Annotated in this window: 20 protein-coding genes; 16 read left to right on the forward strand and 4 right to left on the reverse strand. The window is 47.9% G+C overall.

Going from position 1 to position 18,815, the window contains the following annotated elements; genetic code table 11:
* Positions 1–181: 181 nt before the first annotated feature.
* The 14 genes from pepF (at position 182) to purD (ending at position 13,935) form a co-directional block, all read left to right on the forward strand.
* The gene (gene pepF, locus DXA87_RS05895; protein ID WP_117503535.1) at positions 182–1,975 is read left to right on the forward strand and encodes an oligoendopeptidase F; all 1,794 of its coding nucleotides are present in this window, start codon (positions 182–184) and stop codon (positions 1,973–1,975) included.
* Between the two features lie 136 nt (positions 1,976–2,111).
* Entirely contained in the window at positions 2,112–2,879 is a 768-nt protein-coding gene (locus tag DXA87_RS05900) for a nitroreductase family protein (protein ID WP_117503536.1), read from the forward strand.
* A 179-nt stretch (positions 2,880–3,058) separates the two neighbouring features.
* Complete coding sequence (gene pyrF / locus DXA87_RS05905) at positions 3,059–3,976, forward strand: orotidine-5'-phosphate decarboxylase (protein ID WP_021904817.1); 918 nt, start codon at positions 3,059–3,061, stop codon at positions 3,974–3,976.
* Between the two features lie 127 nt (positions 3,977–4,103).
* Positions 4,104–4,937 (forward strand): dihydroorotate dehydrogenase electron transfer subunit, encoded by an 834-nt coding sequence (locus DXA87_RS05910; protein ID WP_117485306.1) that lies wholly within the window; start codon positions 4,104–4,106, stop codon positions 4,935–4,937.
* Positions 4,934–5,836 carry a dihydroorotate dehydrogenase gene (locus DXA87_RS05915; RefSeq protein WP_015553545.1) on the forward strand — a complete coding sequence of 301 codons (903 nt, stop codon included), beginning with the start codon at positions 4,934–4,936 and terminating at the stop codon, positions 5,834–5,836. The genes DXA87_RS05910 and DXA87_RS05915 overlap by 4 nt, the downstream gene beginning before the upstream one ends.
* Before the next feature lie 31 nt (positions 5,837–5,867).
* A complete protein-coding gene (gene pyrE / locus DXA87_RS05920) occupies positions 5,868–6,542 on the forward strand; it encodes an orotate phosphoribosyltransferase (protein ID WP_015553544.1) in 675 nt (224 codons plus the stop codon).
* A gap of 14 nt (positions 6,543–6,556) precedes the next feature.
* Positions 6,557–6,706: a hypothetical protein gene (locus tag DXA87_RS18115; RefSeq protein WP_015553543.1), complete on the forward strand. Its 150-nt coding sequence runs from the start codon at positions 6,557–6,559 to the stop codon at positions 6,704–6,706.
* 196 nt (positions 6,707–6,902) lie between these two features.
* A complete protein-coding gene (locus DXA87_RS05925) occupies positions 6,903–7,370 on the forward strand; it encodes a VanZ family protein (protein WP_181968511.1) in 468 nt (155 codons plus the stop codon).
* Positions 7,351–7,668, forward strand: a complete 318-nt coding sequence (locus tag DXA87_RS05930; protein ID WP_021904813.1) for a DUF6142 family protein — start codon at positions 7,351–7,353, stop codon at positions 7,666–7,668. Before DXA87_RS05925 ends, DXA87_RS05930 begins: the two co-directional genes overlap by 20 nt.
* A gap of 85 nt (positions 7,669–7,753) precedes the next feature.
* Positions 7,754–9,823, forward strand: a complete 2,070-nt coding sequence (locus DXA87_RS05935; protein WP_117503537.1) for an aminopeptidase — start codon at positions 7,754–7,756, stop codon at positions 9,821–9,823.
* A 402-nt stretch (positions 9,824–10,225) separates the two neighbouring features.
* Positions 10,226–10,744, forward strand: a complete 519-nt coding sequence (gene purE / locus DXA87_RS05940; protein ID WP_015553540.1) for a 5-(carboxyamino)imidazole ribonucleotide mutase — start codon at positions 10,226–10,228, stop codon at positions 10,742–10,744.
* Positions 10,745–10,952: 208 nt separating this feature from the next.
* The gene (gene purM / locus DXA87_RS05945) at positions 10,953–11,984 is read left to right on the forward strand and encodes a phosphoribosylformylglycinamidine cyclo-ligase (RefSeq protein ID WP_117485311.1); all 1,032 of its coding nucleotides are present in this window, start codon (positions 10,953–10,955) and stop codon (positions 11,982–11,984) included.
* Positions 11,978–12,571, forward strand: coding sequence for a phosphoribosylglycinamide formyltransferase (gene purN, locus DXA87_RS05950; protein WP_117503538.1), 594 nt, complete (start codon positions 11,978–11,980; stop codon positions 12,569–12,571). The genes purM and purN overlap by 7 nt, the downstream gene beginning before the upstream one ends.
* A gap of 80 nt (positions 12,572–12,651) precedes the next feature.
* Complete coding sequence (gene purD / locus DXA87_RS05955) at positions 12,652–13,935, forward strand: phosphoribosylamine--glycine ligase (RefSeq protein ID WP_117503539.1); 1,284 nt, start codon at positions 12,652–12,654, stop codon at positions 13,933–13,935.
* A 1-nt stretch (position 13,936) separates the two neighbouring features.
* On the opposite strand, the gene DXA87_RS05960 is transcribed toward purD, so the two are convergent.
* A complete protein-coding gene (locus DXA87_RS05960) occupies positions 13,937–15,280 on the reverse strand; it encodes a recombinase family protein (RefSeq protein WP_242992165.1) in 1,344 nt (447 codons plus the stop codon).
* On the opposite strand from DXA87_RS05960, the gene DXA87_RS18360 reads away from it, so the two are divergent.
* Complete coding sequence (locus DXA87_RS18360) at positions 15,164–15,403, forward strand: hypothetical protein (protein ID WP_242992166.1); 240 nt, start codon at positions 15,164–15,166, stop codon at positions 15,401–15,403. The two genes, DXA87_RS05960 and DXA87_RS18360, sit on opposite strands and share 117 nt — an antisense overlap.
* A 412-nt stretch (positions 15,404–15,815) precedes the next feature.
* Here DXA87_RS18360 and DXA87_RS05965 read toward each other — a convergent pair whose 3' ends face one another.
* From DXA87_RS05965 to DXA87_RS05975, 3 genes are read right to left on the reverse strand one after another with little or no spacing between them, the layout of a single operon-like run.
* A complete protein-coding gene (locus tag DXA87_RS05965; protein ID WP_117485321.1) occupies positions 15,816–16,280 on the reverse strand; it encodes an ImmA/IrrE family metallo-endopeptidase in 465 nt (154 codons plus the stop codon).
* 17 nt (positions 16,281–16,297) lie between these two features.
* Complete coding sequence (locus DXA87_RS05970; RefSeq protein ID WP_117485325.1) at positions 16,298–17,035, reverse strand: Fic family protein; 738 nt, start codon at positions 17,033–17,035, stop codon at positions 16,298–16,300.
* Positions 17,036–17,055: 20 nt separating this feature from the next.
* Positions 17,056–17,379: a helix-turn-helix transcriptional regulator gene (locus tag DXA87_RS05975; RefSeq protein ID WP_117485327.1), complete on the reverse strand. Its 324-nt coding sequence runs from the start codon at positions 17,377–17,379 to the stop codon at positions 17,056–17,058.
* 576 nt (positions 17,380–17,955) lie between these two features.
* On the opposite strand from DXA87_RS05975, the gene DXA87_RS05980 reads away from it, so the two are divergent.
* Positions 17,956–18,815 (forward strand): IS1380 family transposase (locus tag DXA87_RS05980; protein ID WP_117503541.1); only part of this gene is annotated, 860 nt, incomplete at its 3' end.

Below are 18,815 nucleotides of genomic sequence, written 5' to 3' on the forward strand. Positions count from 1 at the left end.
ACGAAATATACCAACATTGAATTCTGTCACTGGTGAACATTCATGACCTTTGCTTCGTGATGAACGGAGTGGGGGGACACGCAATAATTTGAGAAAAAATTAAAAATGGGATGGATTTTTGCGCGGGATTGTGCCAAAATTAGATCATGAAAAAGATCTGATTTAAGAAGGAGAGAAAGCCATGGCTGAGAGTGTAAAGAAACGTTCAGAGATCGAAGAACAGGATACCTGGAAACTGGAGGACATGATCGAATCACCGGAAAAGTTCGAGGAACTCATGGACGGTGTGGAGGAGCGGATCCAGGAGTATGAGGCATACCGGAAAAAACTTGGAAACTCCGCGGAATACCTGAAGAACTATCTGACATATGATGAGTCTGTGGACGAGACACTTTCTCTCCTTTATGCGTATGCGATGCAGAGGCGGGACCAGGATACCTCCGTCAGCGAGAACCAGGCGCTGGTGTCGAGAGTCCAGTCCCTGGCTGTGAAAGCGATGGCGGCATCTTCCTTCGCGGATCCGGAGATTTTAAGTATCCCGGATGAGAAGATGGCAGAATTTCTTGCATCTCCGGAGCTTGCCCACTATAAGAAACAGCTGGAACGGCTGCTGGCGAAAAAGGCTCACAGGTTATCGGAGAAGGAGGAAGCGATCTTAGCTGCCGCCTCCGAGATCTCGGGAACTCCATCATCGGTGTTTGCCCTGTTCAACAACGCGGATCTGAAATTTGAGCCGGTGAAGGATGAAAACGGGGAGCTGGTGGATGTGACCCACGCGAGATACGGAAAGCTCATCGAGAGCAGGGACAGGAGTGTCCGCGAGGCAGCGTTCCATTCCCTGTACGCCTCCTACCGTCAGTTCGCAAATACCGTTGCCGCAAACTATGAGGGAAATGTCAAACAAGGAAATTTCTATGCGAGAATGAGAAAATATCCGTCCGCAAGAGCCATGTACCTGGCGGGGAATGAGATCCCGGAAAAGGTTTACGACAACCTGATCGAGTCCGTCCATAACGCTCTGCCGCTGATGCACCGGTACATGAAATTCAGAAAGAGCTATATGAATGTCTCTGAGCTCCACATGTATGATCTCTATGTGCCGCTGACGGAAGATTATGAGAAGACCTACACCTACAAGGAGGCGCAGGAGCTGATCTTAAAGGCGCTGAAGCCGTTAGGAGAGGAGTATCTGAATCTCCTGAGAACAGGATTTGAGAACCGCTGGATCGACGTCTATGAGAATGAGGGAAAAAGAAGCGGCGCGTACTCCAACAGCGCTTACGGCGTTCACCCGTATGTGCTGATGAGCTTTGATGGGACATTGAATTCTGTCCTCACGCTGGCCCATGAGATGGGGCATTCCATTCACTCCTGGTATTCCAACGCGAACCAGAGCTACACCTACGCAGGATACAGGATCTTTGTGGCTGAGGTGGCCTCCACCTGCAATGAGATCCTGCTCTTAAACTACATGATCAACGAGGCAAAGGACAGAAAAGAGAAGTTTTATCTGGTGAACCAGCTTGCGGAACGGTTCCGCACGACACTTTTCCGTCAGGCCCTGTTCGCGGAGTTCGAGTGGGAGACTTATAAGCTTTCCTGGAATGGAACCCCGCTCACAAAAGATTTGCTCTGTGGTCTTTACCATGAGCTGAATTCGGAGTATTATGGGAAAGAGACCGTGATCGACTCCGACATCGACCACGAGTGGGAGCGGATCCCGCACTTTTACATGCAGTTTTATGTGTACCAGTACGCCACCGGATTTTCGGCGGCGATGGCCATCGCGAGACGGATCCTGGCAGGCGACCCGGAGACGAAGGAAGGCTATTTCCGCTTCTTAAAAGGCGGCTGTTCCAGGACACCGGTGGAATTACTGAAGCTTGTAGGTCTTGACATGGAAGAGCCGGAGGTTGTGAATGAGGCTGTGAAGGTGTTTAAAGATCTGCTGGATGAGATGGAAGAGCTGGCGTAAAAAAATAAGTTTGGAAAAAGCGATTCTGGCCTGTGCCAACGCAGTGCGGGCCAGAGCTTATCAATTATGAAATCAGAGTTCAGTGTTTGCCGATCAAGAGATAGAGATTCGGCATGAGGGGAAGAGGCGAGTAGTTATGAGTATTTATGAGGCAATTTTTAACCGGTGTTCCGTCAGAGAATACCGGATGGAAAAGATTGAGCCGGAGAAGCTGGAGGGGCTGAAACGGTACCTGAAGAATGTGGCGCTTTTAGACGAGGAAAAGCCGGTGGAATTTGAGATCGTGGACAACATCGACAAAAAGCAGAAAGTCCACGGACTCTGGAAGACGGAAGCGCCGTACTACCTTGCGGTATATTGCGGTGACGACCGCCTTTCCATGCGAAATGCCGGGTACACAGCAGAGCAGGCAGTCCTCTACCTTACATCGAAGGAACTCGGAACCTGCTATCTCGGCGCGACAAAAGCAGGCGAGGACAAAAAAGACGGACTGAAGCGCTTTCTCGTCATCGCCTTCGGCAAGGCATCCGCAAAGCCGTTCCGCGATTCGTCCATGGCACACAGAAACTCCCTGGCAGCTCTCTGTGCCTTCAAGGATGAACCGGGAGAACAGGTAAAGTCGATCCTCCGCGCCGCCCGCCTCGCCCCGTCCTCCTTCAACTCCCAGCCCTGGCGCTTCGTCGTTTACTCCGACCGCCTCTACATCTTCATGAAAAAAGCCGCCCCATTCTCCGGAAAAGGAGCGAAGGCCTTCAAGGAGTTCAACATGGGAATCATGCTGTCACATATCATGCTGGCAGCAGAGGAATACTGGATGAACATGGAGACGCTGGTGGAGGAGCAGTTTGCTAAGAAGGATTATAAGAATGGGGAGTATGTCTGTACGATTGTGTTTCATAGTTGAAAAACGCCACACCGCATCTGTCTGGCCTCCTCCCCATCTGTCACAATATTCCCCGATTCTCCTCAAATTGCAGAAATTTTCCCAACCTCTATATTTCTACTTGAAACCGGAAACACCATATGCTAAAATTGGAAAGAATAAGGTGTTGTAGAAACGCAACTACATCGGAGGAGGAAACTATGATCAGTCAGCTCATACAGAAGATTCAGAAGACAAAGGCACCGATCTGCGTCGGTCTTGACCCTATGTTAGGTTATATCCCGAACCATATTGTCCAGAGAGCATTTAAGGACTTCGGCGAGACCATGGAAGGAGCTGCCGAGGCTGTATGGCAGTTTAACAAAGAAATTATTGATAACACTTATGATTTGATTCCCTCAGTGAAACCGCAGATTGCAATGTATGAGCAGTTTGGCATTGAGGGTCTTAAAATATATGCCCGCACCATCGAGTACTGCCAGAACAAGGGACTCCTTGTGATCGGAGATGTAAAGAGAGGCGATATCGGATCCACTTCCTCCGCATATGCAGTTGGACATATCGGAAGTGTAAAAGTCGGAAGCAATGTATGCCGCGGCTTCAATACAGATTTTATCACCGTAAACCCGTACCTCGGAACAGACGGAATCAAACCGTTCGTCAATGTCTGCAACGATGAGGACAGAGGCCTTTTCGTTCTCGTTAAGACATCCAACCCGTCCAGCGGTGAGTTCCAGGACCGCCTTGTAGACGGAAGACCGCTCTACGAGTTAGTCGCAGAGAAGGTCGTTGAGTGGGGCGAAGCAAGCATGGACGGCGATTACAGCAACGTAGGCGCTGTTGTGGGCGCTACATATCCGGAGATGAGCAAGATCTTAAGAAAGCTCATGCCGAAGACATACTTCCTTGTACCGGGCTACGGCGCACAGGGCGGTACCGCGAAAGACTTAATGCACTGTTTCAACGAGGATGGTCTCGGAGCTGTCGTAAACTCCTCCAGAGGAATCATCGCTGCGTATAAGCAGGAGAAATACGCAAAGTTCGGTCCGGAACATTTCGCAGAGGCATCCAGACAGGCTGTTGTGGATATGATCGCGGATATCAACTCCGTATTATAATAGTACATTGAAAATTTATCAGCCATGGCGTATGTCCGTGGCTGATGTGTTGTAACCATATAAAAACAGTGTTCCGGAAAGCTGGAAAAGCACCGGAATACTGCTAGTAAACCACCAGGAGGAAACCATGGCACAGAAAAAAGTAAACGCTGTGATCCACAGCCAGGAAAAACTGGCGGAGGGAATCTACAGCATGTGGCTTGACGCACCGGAGATGGCAAAAGCAGCCGTACCGGGACAGTTTATCGCTGTTTACACCAATGACCAGTCAAAGCTTCTCCCGCGTCCGATCAGTATCTGTGAGGCAGACAAGGAGAATGGAAGACTTCGGATCGTTTACCGCATCGCAGGAGCCGGAACAAAGGAATTTTCCGCATACAAGGAAGGCGATACCCTCGATATTATGGGACCGCTGGGAAATGGATTCCCCTTAAAGAAGAAAAAAGCATTCCTGATCGGCGGCGGAATCGGAATCCCGCCGATGTTAGAGCTTGCTAAGAACCTTGACTGCGAGAAGACAGCAGTCATCGGTTACAGAGATAAAGAGACTTTCCTCGCGGACGAGCTTCGCAAATACGCCGATGTCGTGATCGCGACAGAGGATGGAAGTGTCGGAACAAAGGGAAATGTCATCGACGCGATCCGCGCGGAGAAGCTTACCGCGGATATTATCTACGCATGCGGACCAACTCCGATGTTGAAGGCATTAAAGACCTACGCAATGGAGAACGGGATCGAGTGTTATATCTCTCTGGAAGAAAAGATGGCATGTGGAATCGGTGCCTGTCTTGGCTGTGTATGCCACAGCAAGGACATTGATGAGCACAGTAACGTGAGAAACAAGAGAATCTGCAAGGACGGTCCGGTATTCCGCGCTGAAGAGGTAGAACTTCTGACTCCGGATGAGCAGCGCGAGCGCATCGCCTCCGGCATCATGATCAAGAAGGAGGAGCAGGCATGAATACAAAAGTAACACTTGCCGGTGTAGAGTTAAAGAACCCGGTTATGACCTGTTCCGGTACCTTTGGTTCCGGTATGGAATACGGCGAGATGATCGATCTTGACCGTCTCGGCGCTGTTGTCACAAAAGGAATCGCAAACGTGCCGTGGCCGGGAAATCCGACCCCGCGAGTGACGGAAGTTTACGGCGGAATGTTAAATGCTATCGGTCTTCAGGGACCGGGCGTCGACGTGTTCATGAAGCGCGACGTTCCGTTCTTAAGACAGCATGACACAAAGATCATCGTTAATGTCTGCGGAAAGTCCGAGAGCGACTATGTGGATGTTGTGGAGCGTCTTGCTGACGCTGATGTAGATATGCTTGAGATCAATATCTCCTGCCCGAACGTAAAAGAGGGCGGAATCGCCTTCGGCCAGGATCCGAAATGCGCGGAACAGATCACAAAGGCGGTAAAGAAGGTCGCAAAGCAGCCGGTGATCATGAAGCTCTCCCCGAACGTTACGGATATCGCTGAGATGGCGAGAGCCGTTGAGGCAGGCGGTGCGGATGTGGTATCTCTGATCAACACCATCACGGGAATGAAGATCGATATCAACAAGCGTACATTCGCCCTGGCAAACAAGACCGGCGGTATGTCCGGCCCGGCGATCAAACCGGTGGCTGTCCGCATGGTATATCAGGTCGCAAACGCTGTGAAGATCCCGGTGATCGGAATGGGCGGCATTATGACGGCTGAGGACGCGCTGGAGTTCATCCTCGCAGGTGCGACAGCAGTGTCCATCGGAACCGCGAATTTCATCAACCCGGATACGACGATCCAGGTGATCGAGGGCATCGAGGCGTACATGAAGAAGTACGGTGTGGAAGATATCCACGAGTTAATTGGTGCTGTGCACTAAGAATATTATTTTGAAAGGAAGTTTTTAGGTCATGGAAAAGTACAAGCAGGAATTTATTGAATTCATGGTTGATTGCGGCGTATTAAAATTTGGAGATTTCGTAACAAAGAGCGGAAGAAAGACTCCGTTTTTCGTAAACACAGGATTCTACCGCACAGGCGCCCAGCTCAGAAAGCTCGGCGAGTACTACGCAAAAGCGATCAATGATACATTCGGAACAGACTTCGATGTTCTCTTTGGACCGGCTTACAAGGGAATTCCGCTGACCGTTGCAACAAGCATGGCGATCAGTGAGCACTTCGGCGCAGACATCAAGTACTGCTCCAACAGAAAAGAAGTAAAAGACCACGGTGACAAGGGAATCCTTCTCGGCAGCCCGATCGCTGACGGTGACAAGGTCGTTATCATCGAGGACGTGACAACAGCGGGTACATCCATCGAGGAGACACTTCCGATCATCAAGGCGCAGGGCGATGTCGATGTTCTCGGCCTTGTTGTATCCGTAGACCGCTGCGAGAGAGGTAAAGGCGAGAAGTCCGCTCTTACCGAGATCCAGGAGAAATACGGTTTCCGCACAACAGCGATCGTAACCATGAAGGAAGTAGTTGAACACCTTTACAACAAAGAGTACAAGGGAAAAGTTATCATCGACGACACATTAAAAGCAGCGATCGACGCATACTATGAGCAGTATGGCGTAAAATAAGAAGGAGCGGTTTTATGGAAAAAATTTATAAGACCATGAGAAACACAGGGGCAGCGAGCATCGCGGTTGGAGTTATCGTTGCCTCTGTTGGACTTGCTGCCGGAATCATCGCGATCGTGAACGGGGCACTGCTTCTTAAGAGAAAATCTGAGATTACGTTTTAATCGGATCAGGGCGGTTTTAACGCGGCTGTGAAAACAAAAAGAGCGGTGAAGCATGCCTGAAAAGTGAAATGAACGGAGTGGGAGATGTGGCCTTTATGGCGGCATCTCCTTTCCTGCTTAAAAATTCGGAGAGTATCCGGAGAGAAGGACCACGAAACAGGAACCCCTGTTTTGGTGGGAATGGAGAATTTTGAAAATGAAAAAACACAGACATCGGATTCTCGGGGCGGTTCTTTTCGTCCTGTATCTGGTTCTGCTGACATATTTCCTGTTTTTCGCCGAAGAAATGGGGCGCAGCCCCGACGCGAGGGCCGAATATTCCTACAACCTGACCCTTTTTAAAGAGATTCGGCGCTTTCTTTTATACAGGAACATTCTTGGCTGGCGCGCGGTGTTCTTGAATATTTTCGGCAACGTGCTGGCATTTATGCCCTTTGGCTTTTTTCTGCCGGTCATCTGGGTGCGGACGAGACACTGGTATATCACAGTACTCTTAAGCTTTGCCATGAGTCTTCTTGTGGAGACGATGCAGCTTGTCGGCAAAGTCGGAAGCTTTGATGTGGATGACCTGCTCTTAAATACCATCGGTGGTTTTGCCGGGTATATTATTTTTGTCCTTGCGAGAGGCGTTTGGGAGAGATACAGTGGAACGAATCGGAAATAAAGTATCGTATATTAAAAAGCCGTTTGCAAAGAACAGTTTTGTGGCGGCAGGGCTCGCAGCGGCGGCACTTGTCTTTTATGCCGCCGCCATCAGCTTTTCGTACTATACCCAGGGGAATGCACCGCTTGCGGCTGCGGCTCTGGGTTTTTGCAGTATTATCATTGCGGTGTCATCGGTGGTCTATGGTGTATTTGCCATGATGGAGAAAGAGAAGAATTATCTTCTGGCGAAGATCAGCCTTGCGGCGGCGGGGATCCTGCTGCTGGTGTGGGTACTGATGATCGTGTTTGCGCTGTAAAGATGACAGGGCGGAACCGGGAACAGCGGTCCGGAGCGCATCTTTTTCAGGTGCGGAAAATGAACGTGAAATGGAGGCATGACACATGGAACAAGATCTGATCAGAGAGCGCTATGACCTTTCCATGGCGCGGATCCAGGAAATTCTGACGGAAGAGACGGTACCGGAAAACTACCGGGATTATTTTAGAAAAGTGACAGAGTTCATTATCCAGTGCGGCGAGGTCTTAAAGGCGAAAGAGGGCGGAAGCCTGGATCAGATGACACTGGAAGAGGGAAGAACGTTAAACCATAAGCTTTATGCGGATGTTCTTCCGGAAAACTATGAGACAAGCTATACGAATCCGGCTTACGCGGTGAAGACACTGGGGGAGGAGTACGGAAAGCTTCTTTCCTATCTCTATGCGGAGATCCGCGGGGATATCATTTACGCGTTTGAGGGACGTGTTCTGGATCTCGTGATCGGAAACGAGGCACTGATCGAGATCTACAATCTCTTTGAGGGCGAGACACTTCCGGCAGCGAAGGAGATCAAGGACGTGCTCTACTGGAGCGCCAGCGACTACTGTGATGTGACTCTGACTTACCGTGTACAGGAAGGCGTGGATCCAAAGCTTGACTTCGCGAAAAAGATCATCATGGAGAGTGACCTTTCCGATCTCTCGTATCTCTACCGGTTCGGTGCGTATATTTCCCCGGAAGAGGAGAAGACAGCGGCGTTCTTAAACAGCCTGCCGGAGGAAGAGATCAGGAAGATGGCAGATACCTATACTGACGGATATATCCGTGGATTTGAGGTCATGGGCCGGGATCTTTCGAAGAAGAAGACGGTGTCAGTGCGTTATCCGATCGGTTTTGAACGCATGGTACGCCAGGCAGTAAAAAATTTCGAGTCAGCGGGGCTTTCGGTGATCTTTTGCAGAAGTGCTGTGGGCAGCATCAACCGGAATCCGGCAGGACACAGCGGATACGCATCCTCTTCCCCGAACAGACAGTATGATTATGACCATCGTTATGACAGCGCAGTCTATATGGATAAGGCGTTCCGTGACCGGAAGATCGGTGTCTTAAAGACGGCCTACGAGCAGTATAAAGAGGACGCAGCCGCTTACGCGGGACCGGCGGTCATCGAGACCTTCGGCGAGCCGGGCTTTGAGCCAGTGAATAAGCCGGAGGCATGGGCGTTTACGGAGAAACAGCAGAACCTTTATCTGGAGTACAGGAATCTCTCTATGACGGTGGTGAACGAATATATTCCGGGGGATGAGACGAGCTTTACGATCATCGCGTTTCCGGTTCCGGCAATCGGGGAACAGTTCACGAAGATCTTTAAGGAGACGATCCGGATCAACACCCTGGATTACGAACTTTACCGTGACATGCAGCAGAAGATCATTGATGTTCTCGATACGGCGGAGTATGTGGAGATCACCGGAAAAGGGGAGAACCAGACGAACATGCAGGTCCAGCTGGCTGCGATTTCCAACCCGGAAAAGCAGACGAAGTTTGAGAACTGTGTGGCGGATGTAAATATTCCGCTTGGCGAGGTGTTCACTTCCCCGAAGCTTGCGGGAACGAACGGAATCTTAAATGTGGGAACGGTTTATATCGGAGATATCCAGTACCGGAATCTCCGCATGGAATTCAAGGACGGCCGTGTGGTTTCAGCGGTATGCGATAACTTCGTGGAAAATGGAGTGATCGATCAGGAAGCCGGACACCGTCTCATCGTGCAGGGAATCATGAACGGTCACGAGACGCTGCCCCTCGGTGAGTTTGCCATCGGAACGAACACGACGGCTTACGCGATGGCGGAGAAGTTTGGAATTCTGGACCGTCTGCCGATCCTTATCGTCGAGAAGATGGGACCGCACTTTGCAGTTGGCGACACCTGCTACAGCTGGTCTGAGGACAGCCCGATGTACAATCCGGACGGCAAGGAGATGATCGCGAGAGACAACGAAGTTTCTATATTAAGGAAGGAAGATGTCTCGAAGGCGTACTTCGGCGTCCACACGGATATCACGATCCCATATAAGGAGCTGGAGAGAATTTCCGCAGTCCATACAGACGGAACGAAGATAGATATCATTCTGGACGGAAGGTTTGTGCTGGCGGGGCTGGATGAATTGAATAGGCCGCTGGATGAAAAATAAGAAAAAGTTGTAACTGTGAAGATACAGAATCGTTACAAAAAGTTTTATCAGACTGCAAAACCGGAATAGCATAGAGAAAATTATGAACACAGTGGTTATGCAGCTGATGACAGGACACCTTGAAATATGTAATTCATTTATGTATTTCAGGGTGTTTTTACATAATTACACTGAGTGTGGACACCTGTGATCCCAGGAAAAGCCGCTGACAGACCGATGGATGGGAAGAATATTATATTTTGCAGTATCACATCACTGCATGAAGTTGGCAGAATCTACGGATTCCTACTTGACGCGCATAAAAAAACCTTGTATTATGATTGATAAGGAAATATTGTTACTAAAAAGCTATTTATTAGAATGACTTATCAATAATCGTTACACTCATAAGGAGAAAAAACAATGGCAAAAGTTGGAATTGTAATGGGCAGTGACTCTGATATGCCGATCATGGCACAGGCTGCCGAGGTACTGGAACAGTTTGGTATTGATTTTGAAATGACGATCATTTCCGCTCACAGAGAGCCGGATACATTTTTCGAGTACGCGAAGAGCGCCGAGAGCAAAGGCATGAAGGTCATTATCGCCGGCGCAGGCAAGGCAGCTCACCTTCCGGGTATGTGCGCAGCGATCTTCCCGCTTCCGGTCATCGGAATCCCGATGAAGACTTCTGACTTAGGCGGCGTGGATTCCCTCTATTCTATCGTACAGATGCCGTCCGGAATCCCGGTAGCGACCGTAGCGATCAACGGAGGAAAGAACGCCGGAATCCTTGCGGCAAAGATCCTTGCGGCATCCGATCCGGAACTCCTTGAAAAATTAAAAGCTTATTCCGAGAAGATGAAGACGGAAGTTGAGAGCAAGGCTGAGAAGCTCGACAAGATCGGATACAAAGAGTATCTTGCTTCCATGAAAAAATGACAAGTAACAGAGATATTAAAAACAGAGTTCCCGCAGACAGAAAGGTGAGTAGCTGCCGGGCATTGTGTTTCCAGCAGGGTCTGATGAAGACACAGTGTAAACTCATATAAGCATAAAAAATATAGAAATCGGGACATGATTGCGCATGCAGCATGCAGAATGCACAGAGAATGTCCGAGAACATAAGATTCTCCAGGAGGAAATACATATGGATTACAAGAAAGCCGGAGTTGATATCGAGGCTGGTTACAAGTCTGTAGAACTGATGAAAGAGCATGTTAAGAAGACCATGCGTGAGGAAGTTTTAGGAGGTCTTGGCGGATTTTCCGGTGCATTCTCCCTCGCAAAGATCAAAGATATGGAGGAGCCGGTCCTTCTTTCCGGTACTGACGGATGTGGAACAAAGGTGAAACTTGCGATGATCATGGACAAGCATGACACCATCGGTATCGACGCAGTTGCCATGTGTGTCAACGATATCGCGTGTGCAGGCGGTGAGCCGTTATTCTTCTTAGACTATATTGCATGCGGCAAGAACTATCCGGAAAAGATCGCGGATATCGTAAAAGGTGTTGCGGAAGGCTGTCTCCAGTCTGAAGCTGCCCTGATCGGCGGTGAGACCGCAGAGCATCCGGGTCTTATGGCAGAGGATGAGTATGACCTTGCAGGTTTCTCCGTTGGCGTCTGCGATAAAAAGGATATGATCACAGGTGAGGATCTTCAGCCGGGTGATGTGCTGATCGGAATGGCTTCCACAGGCGTTCACTCCAACGGTTTCTCTCTTGTCCGCAAGGTATTTGAGAAAGAGATGACTGCGGAGGGCTTAAATACATATTACGACGAGCTTGGAAAGACTCTTGGTGAGACACTTCTCGCTCCGACAAGAATCTATGTGAAAGCTTTAAAGAACGTGAAAAAAGCAGGCGTTACCGTAAAGGCATGCAGCCATATCACAGGCGGCGGCTTCTACGAGAATGTTCCGCGTATGTTAAAGGATGGCGTCCGCGCTGTGATTCATAAAGACAGCTACCAGATCCCGCCGATCTTCCCGCTGATGCAGAAAAAGGGCGAGATCGATGAGAAGATGATGTACAACACCTTTAACATGGGAATCGGCATGGTCGTTGCAGTCGCTGAGGAAGATGTCCGCACAACGATGGCAGCCATGAAAGCAGCAGGAGATATCCCGTATATCATCGGATCCATCGAGGCAGGAGAAAAGGGAGTGACCTTATGTTAAGAGTCGGCGTTCTTGTTTCCGGCGGAGGAACGAATCTTCAGGCGATCTTGGATGCCATCGACGCGGGAACGATCCGCAATGCGAAGGTAGAGGTCGTCATCAGCAACAACGCAGGCGCGTTTGCTTTGGAGCGCGCGAAAAAGCGTGGGATTCCGGCTGAGTGTCTTTCCCCGAAGGATTTTGCGTCCAGGGAGGAGTTCAATGAGGCACTGGTTGCTAAAATCGATTCCTATGAGCTGGACCTCATCGTGCTGGCAGGATATCTCGTGAAGATCCCGGCAGCCATGATCGAAAAATACAGAGATAAGATCATCAATATCCACCCGTCTTTGATTCCGTCCTTCTGCGGTGTCGGCTTCTACGGATTGAAGGTCCATGAGGCTGCTCTTCGGAGAGGTGTAAAGATCACCGGTGCGACGGTACATTTTGTGGACGAGGGAATGGATTCCGGTCCGATCATCTTACAGAAGGCTGTTGAAGTGGAAAAAGGTGACACGCCGGAGGTCCTTCAGCGCCGCGTCATGGAACAGGCAGAGTGGAAGATCCTGCCGAAGGCCATCGACATGATCGCAAACGGAGAGATCTGATACAGGATAGAAGACAGCCGTTCCTGGCTGCGCGGGGCGTATACAGGAACGGCTTCACTGATAAGCAGGAGGAAAAACGAATGAAGGTTTTAATCGTTGGCAGCGGCGGAAGAGAGCATGCGATCGCATGGAAGGTCGCACAGAGCAAGAAGGTCGATAAGATCTACTGTGCACCGGGCAATGCAGGTATTTCTGAAGTAGCGGAGTGCGTGCCGATCGGTGCCATGGAATTTGATAAATTAGTTGCTTTCGCGAAAGAAAAAGAGATCGATCTTACCGTAATCGGTATGGACGATCCGCTTGTAGGCGGAATCGTTGATGTCTTCGAGAAAGAGGGACTCCGTGTATTCGGACCGAGAAAGAACGCGGCGATCCTCGAGGGTTCCAAGGCATTCTCCAAGGACCTTATGAAGAAGTACAATATCCCGACAGCGGCTTATGAGACATTTACAGACCCGGAAAAGGCGCTGGAGTATCTTGAGACCGCAAAGATGCCGATCGTACTGAAGGCAGACGGTCTTGCGCTTGGAAAGGGCGTTCTGATCTGCCAGACATTGGAAGAGGCAAAAGAGGGCGTTAAGACCCTGATGATGGATAAGAAGTTCGGCTCCGCGGGTGATGAGATCGTCATCGAGGAGTTTATGACAGGCCGTGAGGTATCCGTACTGTCCTTCGTGGACGGAAATATCGTGAAGATCATGAGCTCCGCCCAGGATCACAAGCGTGCGAAGGACGGCGATCAGGGCTTAAATACCGGCGGTATGGGAAACTTCTCCCCAAGCCCGTTCTACACAAAAGAAGTCGACGAGTTCTGTAAGAAATATATCTATCAGGCTACCGTTGATGCCATGAAGGCAGAGGGAAGACCGTTTAAGGGCGTTATCTTCTTCGGACTTATGCTGACACCGGACGGACCGAAGGTTCTCGAGTACAACGCGAGATTCGGCGACCCGGAGGCGCAGGTCGTTCTCCCAAGACTGGAAAACGATATTGTGGACGTCTTCGAGGCATGTATCGACGGAACGCTCGATCAGGTCGACTTAAAGTTCGACAATGACCGCGCGACAGTATGTGTGATCTTAGCGTCCGACGGCTACCCGGTAGAGTATAAAAAAGGATTCCCGATCGAGGGACTTGAGAAGTTCAAGGGAAAAGACGATTATTATGTCTTCCACTCCGGCACAAAATTCAACGAAAACGGTCAGATCGTCACCAACGGCGGCCGTGTCCTCGGTGTGACCGCCACCGGAAAAGATCTGAAGGAAGCCAGAAAGAAGGCTTATGAGGCTACGGAATGGATATCATTTGAGAATAAGTATATGAGACATGATATTGGTAAGGCGATCGACGATATTCACTCATAACCTAAAAGGTCCAATGAATCTCAAAATCTCCATTTGAATTGATCATTATATGATTGATCAATAGGCAGACGAGATTGTGCTTTTCGGTATCATCCAATTCATCAATGTTGGACATGGACAGGATACTTTTCACATCGGCAGTATCTTTCTGATCAGCTGTAGCATTCTCAATTTCAAGAGAGAGGGTATCTCTTTCGGAATAGAGGATCTGCAGCTGATTTTCTATATCCTTTTCTTCGACTGAACCAAGCGAGTAGAGCCTGATCGTGCGGGCAATTTGCTTTTGTATATTTTCCAGACGTTTATTTAATGTTTCAACAAGAGATGAAGAGTCCGCAGCGGGGGAATTGGAAACTTCATCAAAATAATCAGGATCCAGCTGGAGATGACGGATTTCATTTAAAACAGCATTGTCTAAGACCTCGACTCTTATGTTGGGAGACATACATTTTGGAGATCCATCACGCCAGTTGTAAGCACGATTACGACATTTGTAATATTTATAGCGATGCTTTTTCGTGCCTACATAATGAGCAGAATATGTGGCCCCACAGGAAGCACATCGGCATAGCCCAGAGAGAAGATACTGACCGTAGTGCCCGGTATGTTCTTTTTTGTAGTATTCAGCGATCTGGGTAACCTTTTTCTGAACTTCATTAAATGTGGTTTCGTCTATAAGTGGTTCGTGGATCCCGTTAATATATCCAGTATTTGTTTTTATCTTTCCAATGTAGATAGGATTTTGCAGTATTAAAGAAATCGTATTATAACCAACTTTATAAGGTCCATATTTGGTAGTGTATCCAGACATGGAGCGGGCAATATCAGAATAGGAATATCCGCGGATCGCCAGATCGAAGATCTGTTTAACCTGCGCTGCTTCGTATTCGTTCGGGATAAGATAGTCGTTAATAAAGTCATAGCCGATTGGGACATTTCCGCCGCCGTGCCATTTTCCCTGCTTTGCCCGCCCTTCCCGTCCCATTGCCATTCGTTCCTTAATTTGTTCCCGCTCTAACTGCGCGAAGACACTTAAAATTCCGATCATGGCCCGCCCAAACGGGGTACTGGTATCAAAATTTTCCGACATGGAGATGAAATCCACATGGTTTGTAAGGAAAAGGTCCTCGATAATATAGAGGGTATCTTTCTGGGAACGGGATAATCGATCCAGTTTGTAGACAAGAACGGTATCAAAACGTTTTTGTGTGCAATCAGCAAAGAGCTTTTGGAGAGATGGACGGTTCATATTTCCGCCAGAAAAGCCCGGATCCGTATATACTTTATAGATCTTCCAGGAATGAGCTTCGCAGAATTTTGTAAGCCGGTCGATCTGCTCCGAAATGGAATATCCTTCAACGGCCTGTTCCTGGGTGGAGACCCGGACGTAAATAGCGACTTTTTTCATATAACACCTCCAGAAAAAGGTATAAAAAATACACCCCTTGCCGAGATGCCTGGAAGATGATATAATTCAGTTGTTCAGGCTGATTATATCTTTCCGGAGCATCCGGCAAGAGAAAATCTATGAAAATCCGTTCGGTGCTGGTAACACCGGGCGGTTTTTCTATTTATGTGATTTGACAAATTATTTCCGGACCTGTATAATATACTTAACGAGAGAGCCGAAAGCTAGAGTACACCTAGCCGCCGGCAAGCATCAACCTAAAAAATAGCGCCTTATCTTACCAGGACGAGGGCGCTATTTTTTGTGTGTAAAATAAGCAACGAGGGTTATTACAGCACAAAGCATAATTACAAACTGAAACAGATCAGAATATGTAACCATCAGCACCAGCCTCCTTTCACTTTCGTGTCCGGCGGCTGACATAATCGCCCCTTCGGTTCCCCGGGTAAGTATATTATTTTCAAGGTTCGTTCTATATCTTTTCCATCACCGCCAAGTGCGGTTCAAACATGATCACATATCCATCCAGCTCTGTGTAGCAGCCGTATTTTTCCCGGTAGCATTCCAAGGCTTCGTTCAGAAATTCTTCTGACACTTCCAGACATTCTGACAATTCATGCAAGTTATGGCAATGGTTCCGGTATCCCAGGATGATCCCGGAGAGTCCGATCCGACGGTCGTAGGCCCACAGCCTTGCAAGATGTTCCTGTTTGCGATTAGCCACATCATTCTGATCTAAAATATTGCCGACTGTCATGCGGTGGTGACCAAGCTCTTCCGCGAGAACACAGGACTTTTCTACCGTGGTCATATCCTGACGGATAGCTACCGTACCATCACAATACAGACCGCGGATTCGGTTGTTGTCGAAAGGATAGTCGATCACATTGACTCCATCTTCGCGGGCTTCTTCCTGTAGATATTCGTATGAATTCATAAGAGCCTCCGTAAAAATTATTCCTCCATAAAATACTGACAGCGGTTCCGATAATAATCCTGTTCCAGATGGAATAGAGAACACATTTTTGCCACGGATCCGTTTTCACGATATTCTTTCAACGCTTCCAGATATTCCGGCCGGTGAGCATCCTCTATGATCAACGGTGAAAGATTATGACGCAGGCATTCCCTGAAAAGGATCATTCGACCAGTGCGTCCGTTTCCATCCTGGAAAGGATGAATGCTTTCATAGCGAACATGAAATTCAGCCAGAATTTCAAGAGTGACATCCTGGGAGGAATACCAGGAGAGCAGTTTTCCCATTTCTTCCGGAACTTTGCTTGGAAGAACTGTCTCATACATACCGACAATGTTCGGACGTTTCTTGTAGTCACCGATCGCATACCCGTTGGCGCGATCCTCAAAGACACCGCTTTTCAGTTCATAGTGGAACTGTTTGATCAGTTCCTGGCTGAGAGGCTGGTCAATTGTTTCTAACATCTTATTGAACATTAAGAAATGTCCGTTCATTTCCTCTACATCTTTTGTACGATAATAATCATCTGATTTTGGAAGTGTGCCGGTATCAAAGAGAGATGCCGTCTGTTCTTCCGTCAGAGCGCTGCCTTCGATTTTATTGGAGTTATAAGCAAGTAAGCGCTGAGTGAGACCGTAGATTCCGGAGCGGTCACGGCGCTTCCATTCTATTTGAAAACGTTCCAGCAGGAACTGAATAAATTCTGTAGTTGTCATGTGCGTCTCCTTTCTGGGGATCATGATTTCTTTCTATTCTTAACAAATTCAGCGAACTGGCGGATCTCATCCAGCTCATCCTCTGTGAAATCGTCACCGTCGAAGTGGGCGGCGATGGTGGTAGGTTGATAGTTATTTTCTGCAACCATTCGCTCCAATTCATCCGCGGTAATTCCTAAAGCATTACATATTTTACAAACATTTATATAACCGGCTTTTTCTGCCCCACGCTCTAAGATTGCTTTTACTGTAGAGTAGGGAAGACCAGATATCTTTACAATATCAGAAACCTTCATGTTTTTTGAGTCCATCAATTTCCGTAGTAATTCAGCTCTTTGATCCATGTGTATACCTCCTACGATGATATTACAATATTGCGCCAAAAAAGTAAACACAGAATTGCAAAATTCTGCAAATAATATGTTGATATTTGCGCAATAATGCAATATAGTAAAGGTATGAATTGCAGAATTGCGCAATTTGAAGGAGGTGAAAAAGTTGTGCACGGTAAAAATTGATAATCTTGAGGCTGAGATGAAAAGAAAAAAGTCTCTCGCCTTGAAATTGCAACATATCTGGGAGTTTCATATAGAACGATTCATTCGAGATTCAATGGTAAAGTGCCGTGGGAATATTCAGCATGTGTGAGAATTAGAGATCACTTTTTCCCAGAACACACATTAGAATACCTGTTCGCAACAGAGGACGAGAGGGGGTGAGAGAGAACGGACCAAATGAAGAAGACAATATTAAACCTAGATTATTCACGGATCAGCCGTGAAAGTGGCTGAAAGCCACATAGTTACTGTATTTTAGCTGAATATTGCTTTTCACCTATCAAGTGAATGAAAAAAGAGCATCCATTTGTGGTAAAATTAAGGTGTTCAAAGTCTTAACAATCCCAAACAAAGGAGCCCTTTATGAGTATTGTAAACACCTTAGCCTTAGAAAGCAATAGACAGATTAAAATAAATTTTGATGGAGGAGATCTCTCATCCGATGCAGGCTTGCTTCTTATCAAAGAATTCATAAGCAAACTTGGTATTGATACGCTTTTAGAAAAAGCGTTTAAAACCAATGATCCTGCTTTATTCCGATATCATTCGGATCCAAAAAACCTGCTCCAAATGATATATATGATTATTGCCGGTTATTTCGAGGATGATGCCTCTGATGAACTGACAAATGATCCTGTATTCAAGTCTGTACTTGAAAAAGATGCGCTTGCATCACAGCCTACGGTATCAAGATTCTTTAACCGTATGGATGAAGACACTTTAAACCAGTTCCTTGCGATTGCCAGAGTACTTCGGAGGAAAATTTACAGTATTCAGATGCCACAGGCTGTTATTCTGGATCTGGATTCCACTCTTCTTGATGCATACGGCAGGCAGGAAGGCAGAGCCTTTAACTTTCACTATCAGAGCAATGGTTATCATCCACTTGTCTGTTATGATGGAATGACCGGGGATCTGATAAAGATCCAGCTGCGTGATGGAACACAGTATTCCTGCACCGGAGTAGTTGATTTTTTGCAGCCGGTACTGGATGAATATCTGCATGACTATCCGGAAATCCCTATTCTACTTCGTGGTGATAGCGGTTTTTCTACGCCTGATCTTTATAAGCAGTGTGAGGAAAACGGCACAAGCTATGTGATCCGGCTGAAGGAGAATGGCATCCTACGTGGAAAAGCATCCGATCTTGTGGATGAGCTTGATGAAATCACCAGGAATAACAAAGTGGATTATGCGGTAGTTTATGGTGAATTCATGTACAA

The sequence above is a fragment of the Desulfotomaculum sp. OF05-3 genome, from assembly GCF_003435535.1.
In the GTDB taxonomy this organism is placed as follows: domain Bacteria; phylum Bacillota; class Clostridia; order Lachnospirales; family Lachnospiraceae; genus Pilosibacter; species Pilosibacter fragilis.

What these genes read in the sequence shown, in the direction of transcription:
- DXA87_RS05900 (WP_117503536.1), top strand. Translation starts at nt 2,112, where the DNA reads ATGAGTATTTATGAGGCAATTTTTAACCGGTGTTCCGTCAGAGAATAC.
- purM (WP_117485311.1), top strand. Translation starts at nt 10,953, where the DNA reads ATGGATTACAAGAAAGCCGGAGTTGATATCGAGGCTGGTTACAAGTCT.
- DXA87_RS05910 (WP_117485306.1), top strand. Translation starts at nt 4,104, where the DNA reads ATGGCACAGAAAAAAGTAAACGCTGTGATCCACAGCCAGGAAAAACTG.
- DXA87_RS05935 (WP_117503537.1), top strand. Translation starts at nt 7,754, where the DNA reads ATGGAACAAGATCTGATCAGAGAGCGCTATGACCTTTCCATGGCGCGG.
- pyrE (WP_015553544.1), top strand. Translation starts at nt 5,868, where the DNA reads ATGGAAAAGTACAAGCAGGAATTTATTGAATTCATGGTTGATTGCGGC.
- DXA87_RS05925 (WP_181968511.1), top strand. Translation starts at nt 6,903, where the DNA reads ATGAAAAAACACAGACATCGGATTCTCGGGGCGGTTCTTTTCGTCCTG.
- DXA87_RS18115 (WP_015553543.1), top strand. Translation starts at nt 6,557, where the DNA reads ATGGAAAAAATTTATAAGACCATGAGAAACACAGGGGCAGCGAGCATC.
- DXA87_RS05965 (WP_117485321.1), bottom strand. Translation starts at nt 16,280, where the DNA reads ATGAATTCATACGAATATCTACAGGAAGAAGCCCGCGAAGATGGAGTC.
- purN (WP_117503538.1), top strand. Translation starts at nt 11,978, where the DNA reads ATGTTAAGAGTCGGCGTTCTTGTTTCCGGCGGAGGAACGAATCTTCAG.
- pyrF (WP_021904817.1), top strand. Translation starts at nt 3,059, where the DNA reads ATGATCAGTCAGCTCATACAGAAGATTCAGAAGACAAAGGCACCGATC.
- DXA87_RS05970 (WP_117485325.1), bottom strand. Translation starts at nt 17,035, where the DNA reads ATGACAACTACAGAATTTATTCAGTTCCTGCTGGAACGTTTTCAAATA.
- DXA87_RS05975 (WP_117485327.1), bottom strand. Translation starts at nt 17,379, where the DNA reads ATGGATCAAAGAGCTGAATTACTACGGAAATTGATGGACTCAAAAAAC.
- DXA87_RS05915 (WP_015553545.1), top strand. Translation starts at nt 4,934, where the DNA reads ATGAATACAAAAGTAACACTTGCCGGTGTAGAGTTAAAGAACCCGGTT.
- pepF (WP_117503535.1), top strand. Translation starts at nt 182, where the DNA reads ATGGCTGAGAGTGTAAAGAAACGTTCAGAGATCGAAGAACAGGATACC.
- purE (WP_015553540.1), top strand. Translation starts at nt 10,226, where the DNA reads ATGGCAAAAGTTGGAATTGTAATGGGCAGTGACTCTGATATGCCGATC.
- purD (WP_117503539.1), top strand. Translation starts at nt 12,652, where the DNA reads ATGAAGGTTTTAATCGTTGGCAGCGGCGGAAGAGAGCATGCGATCGCA.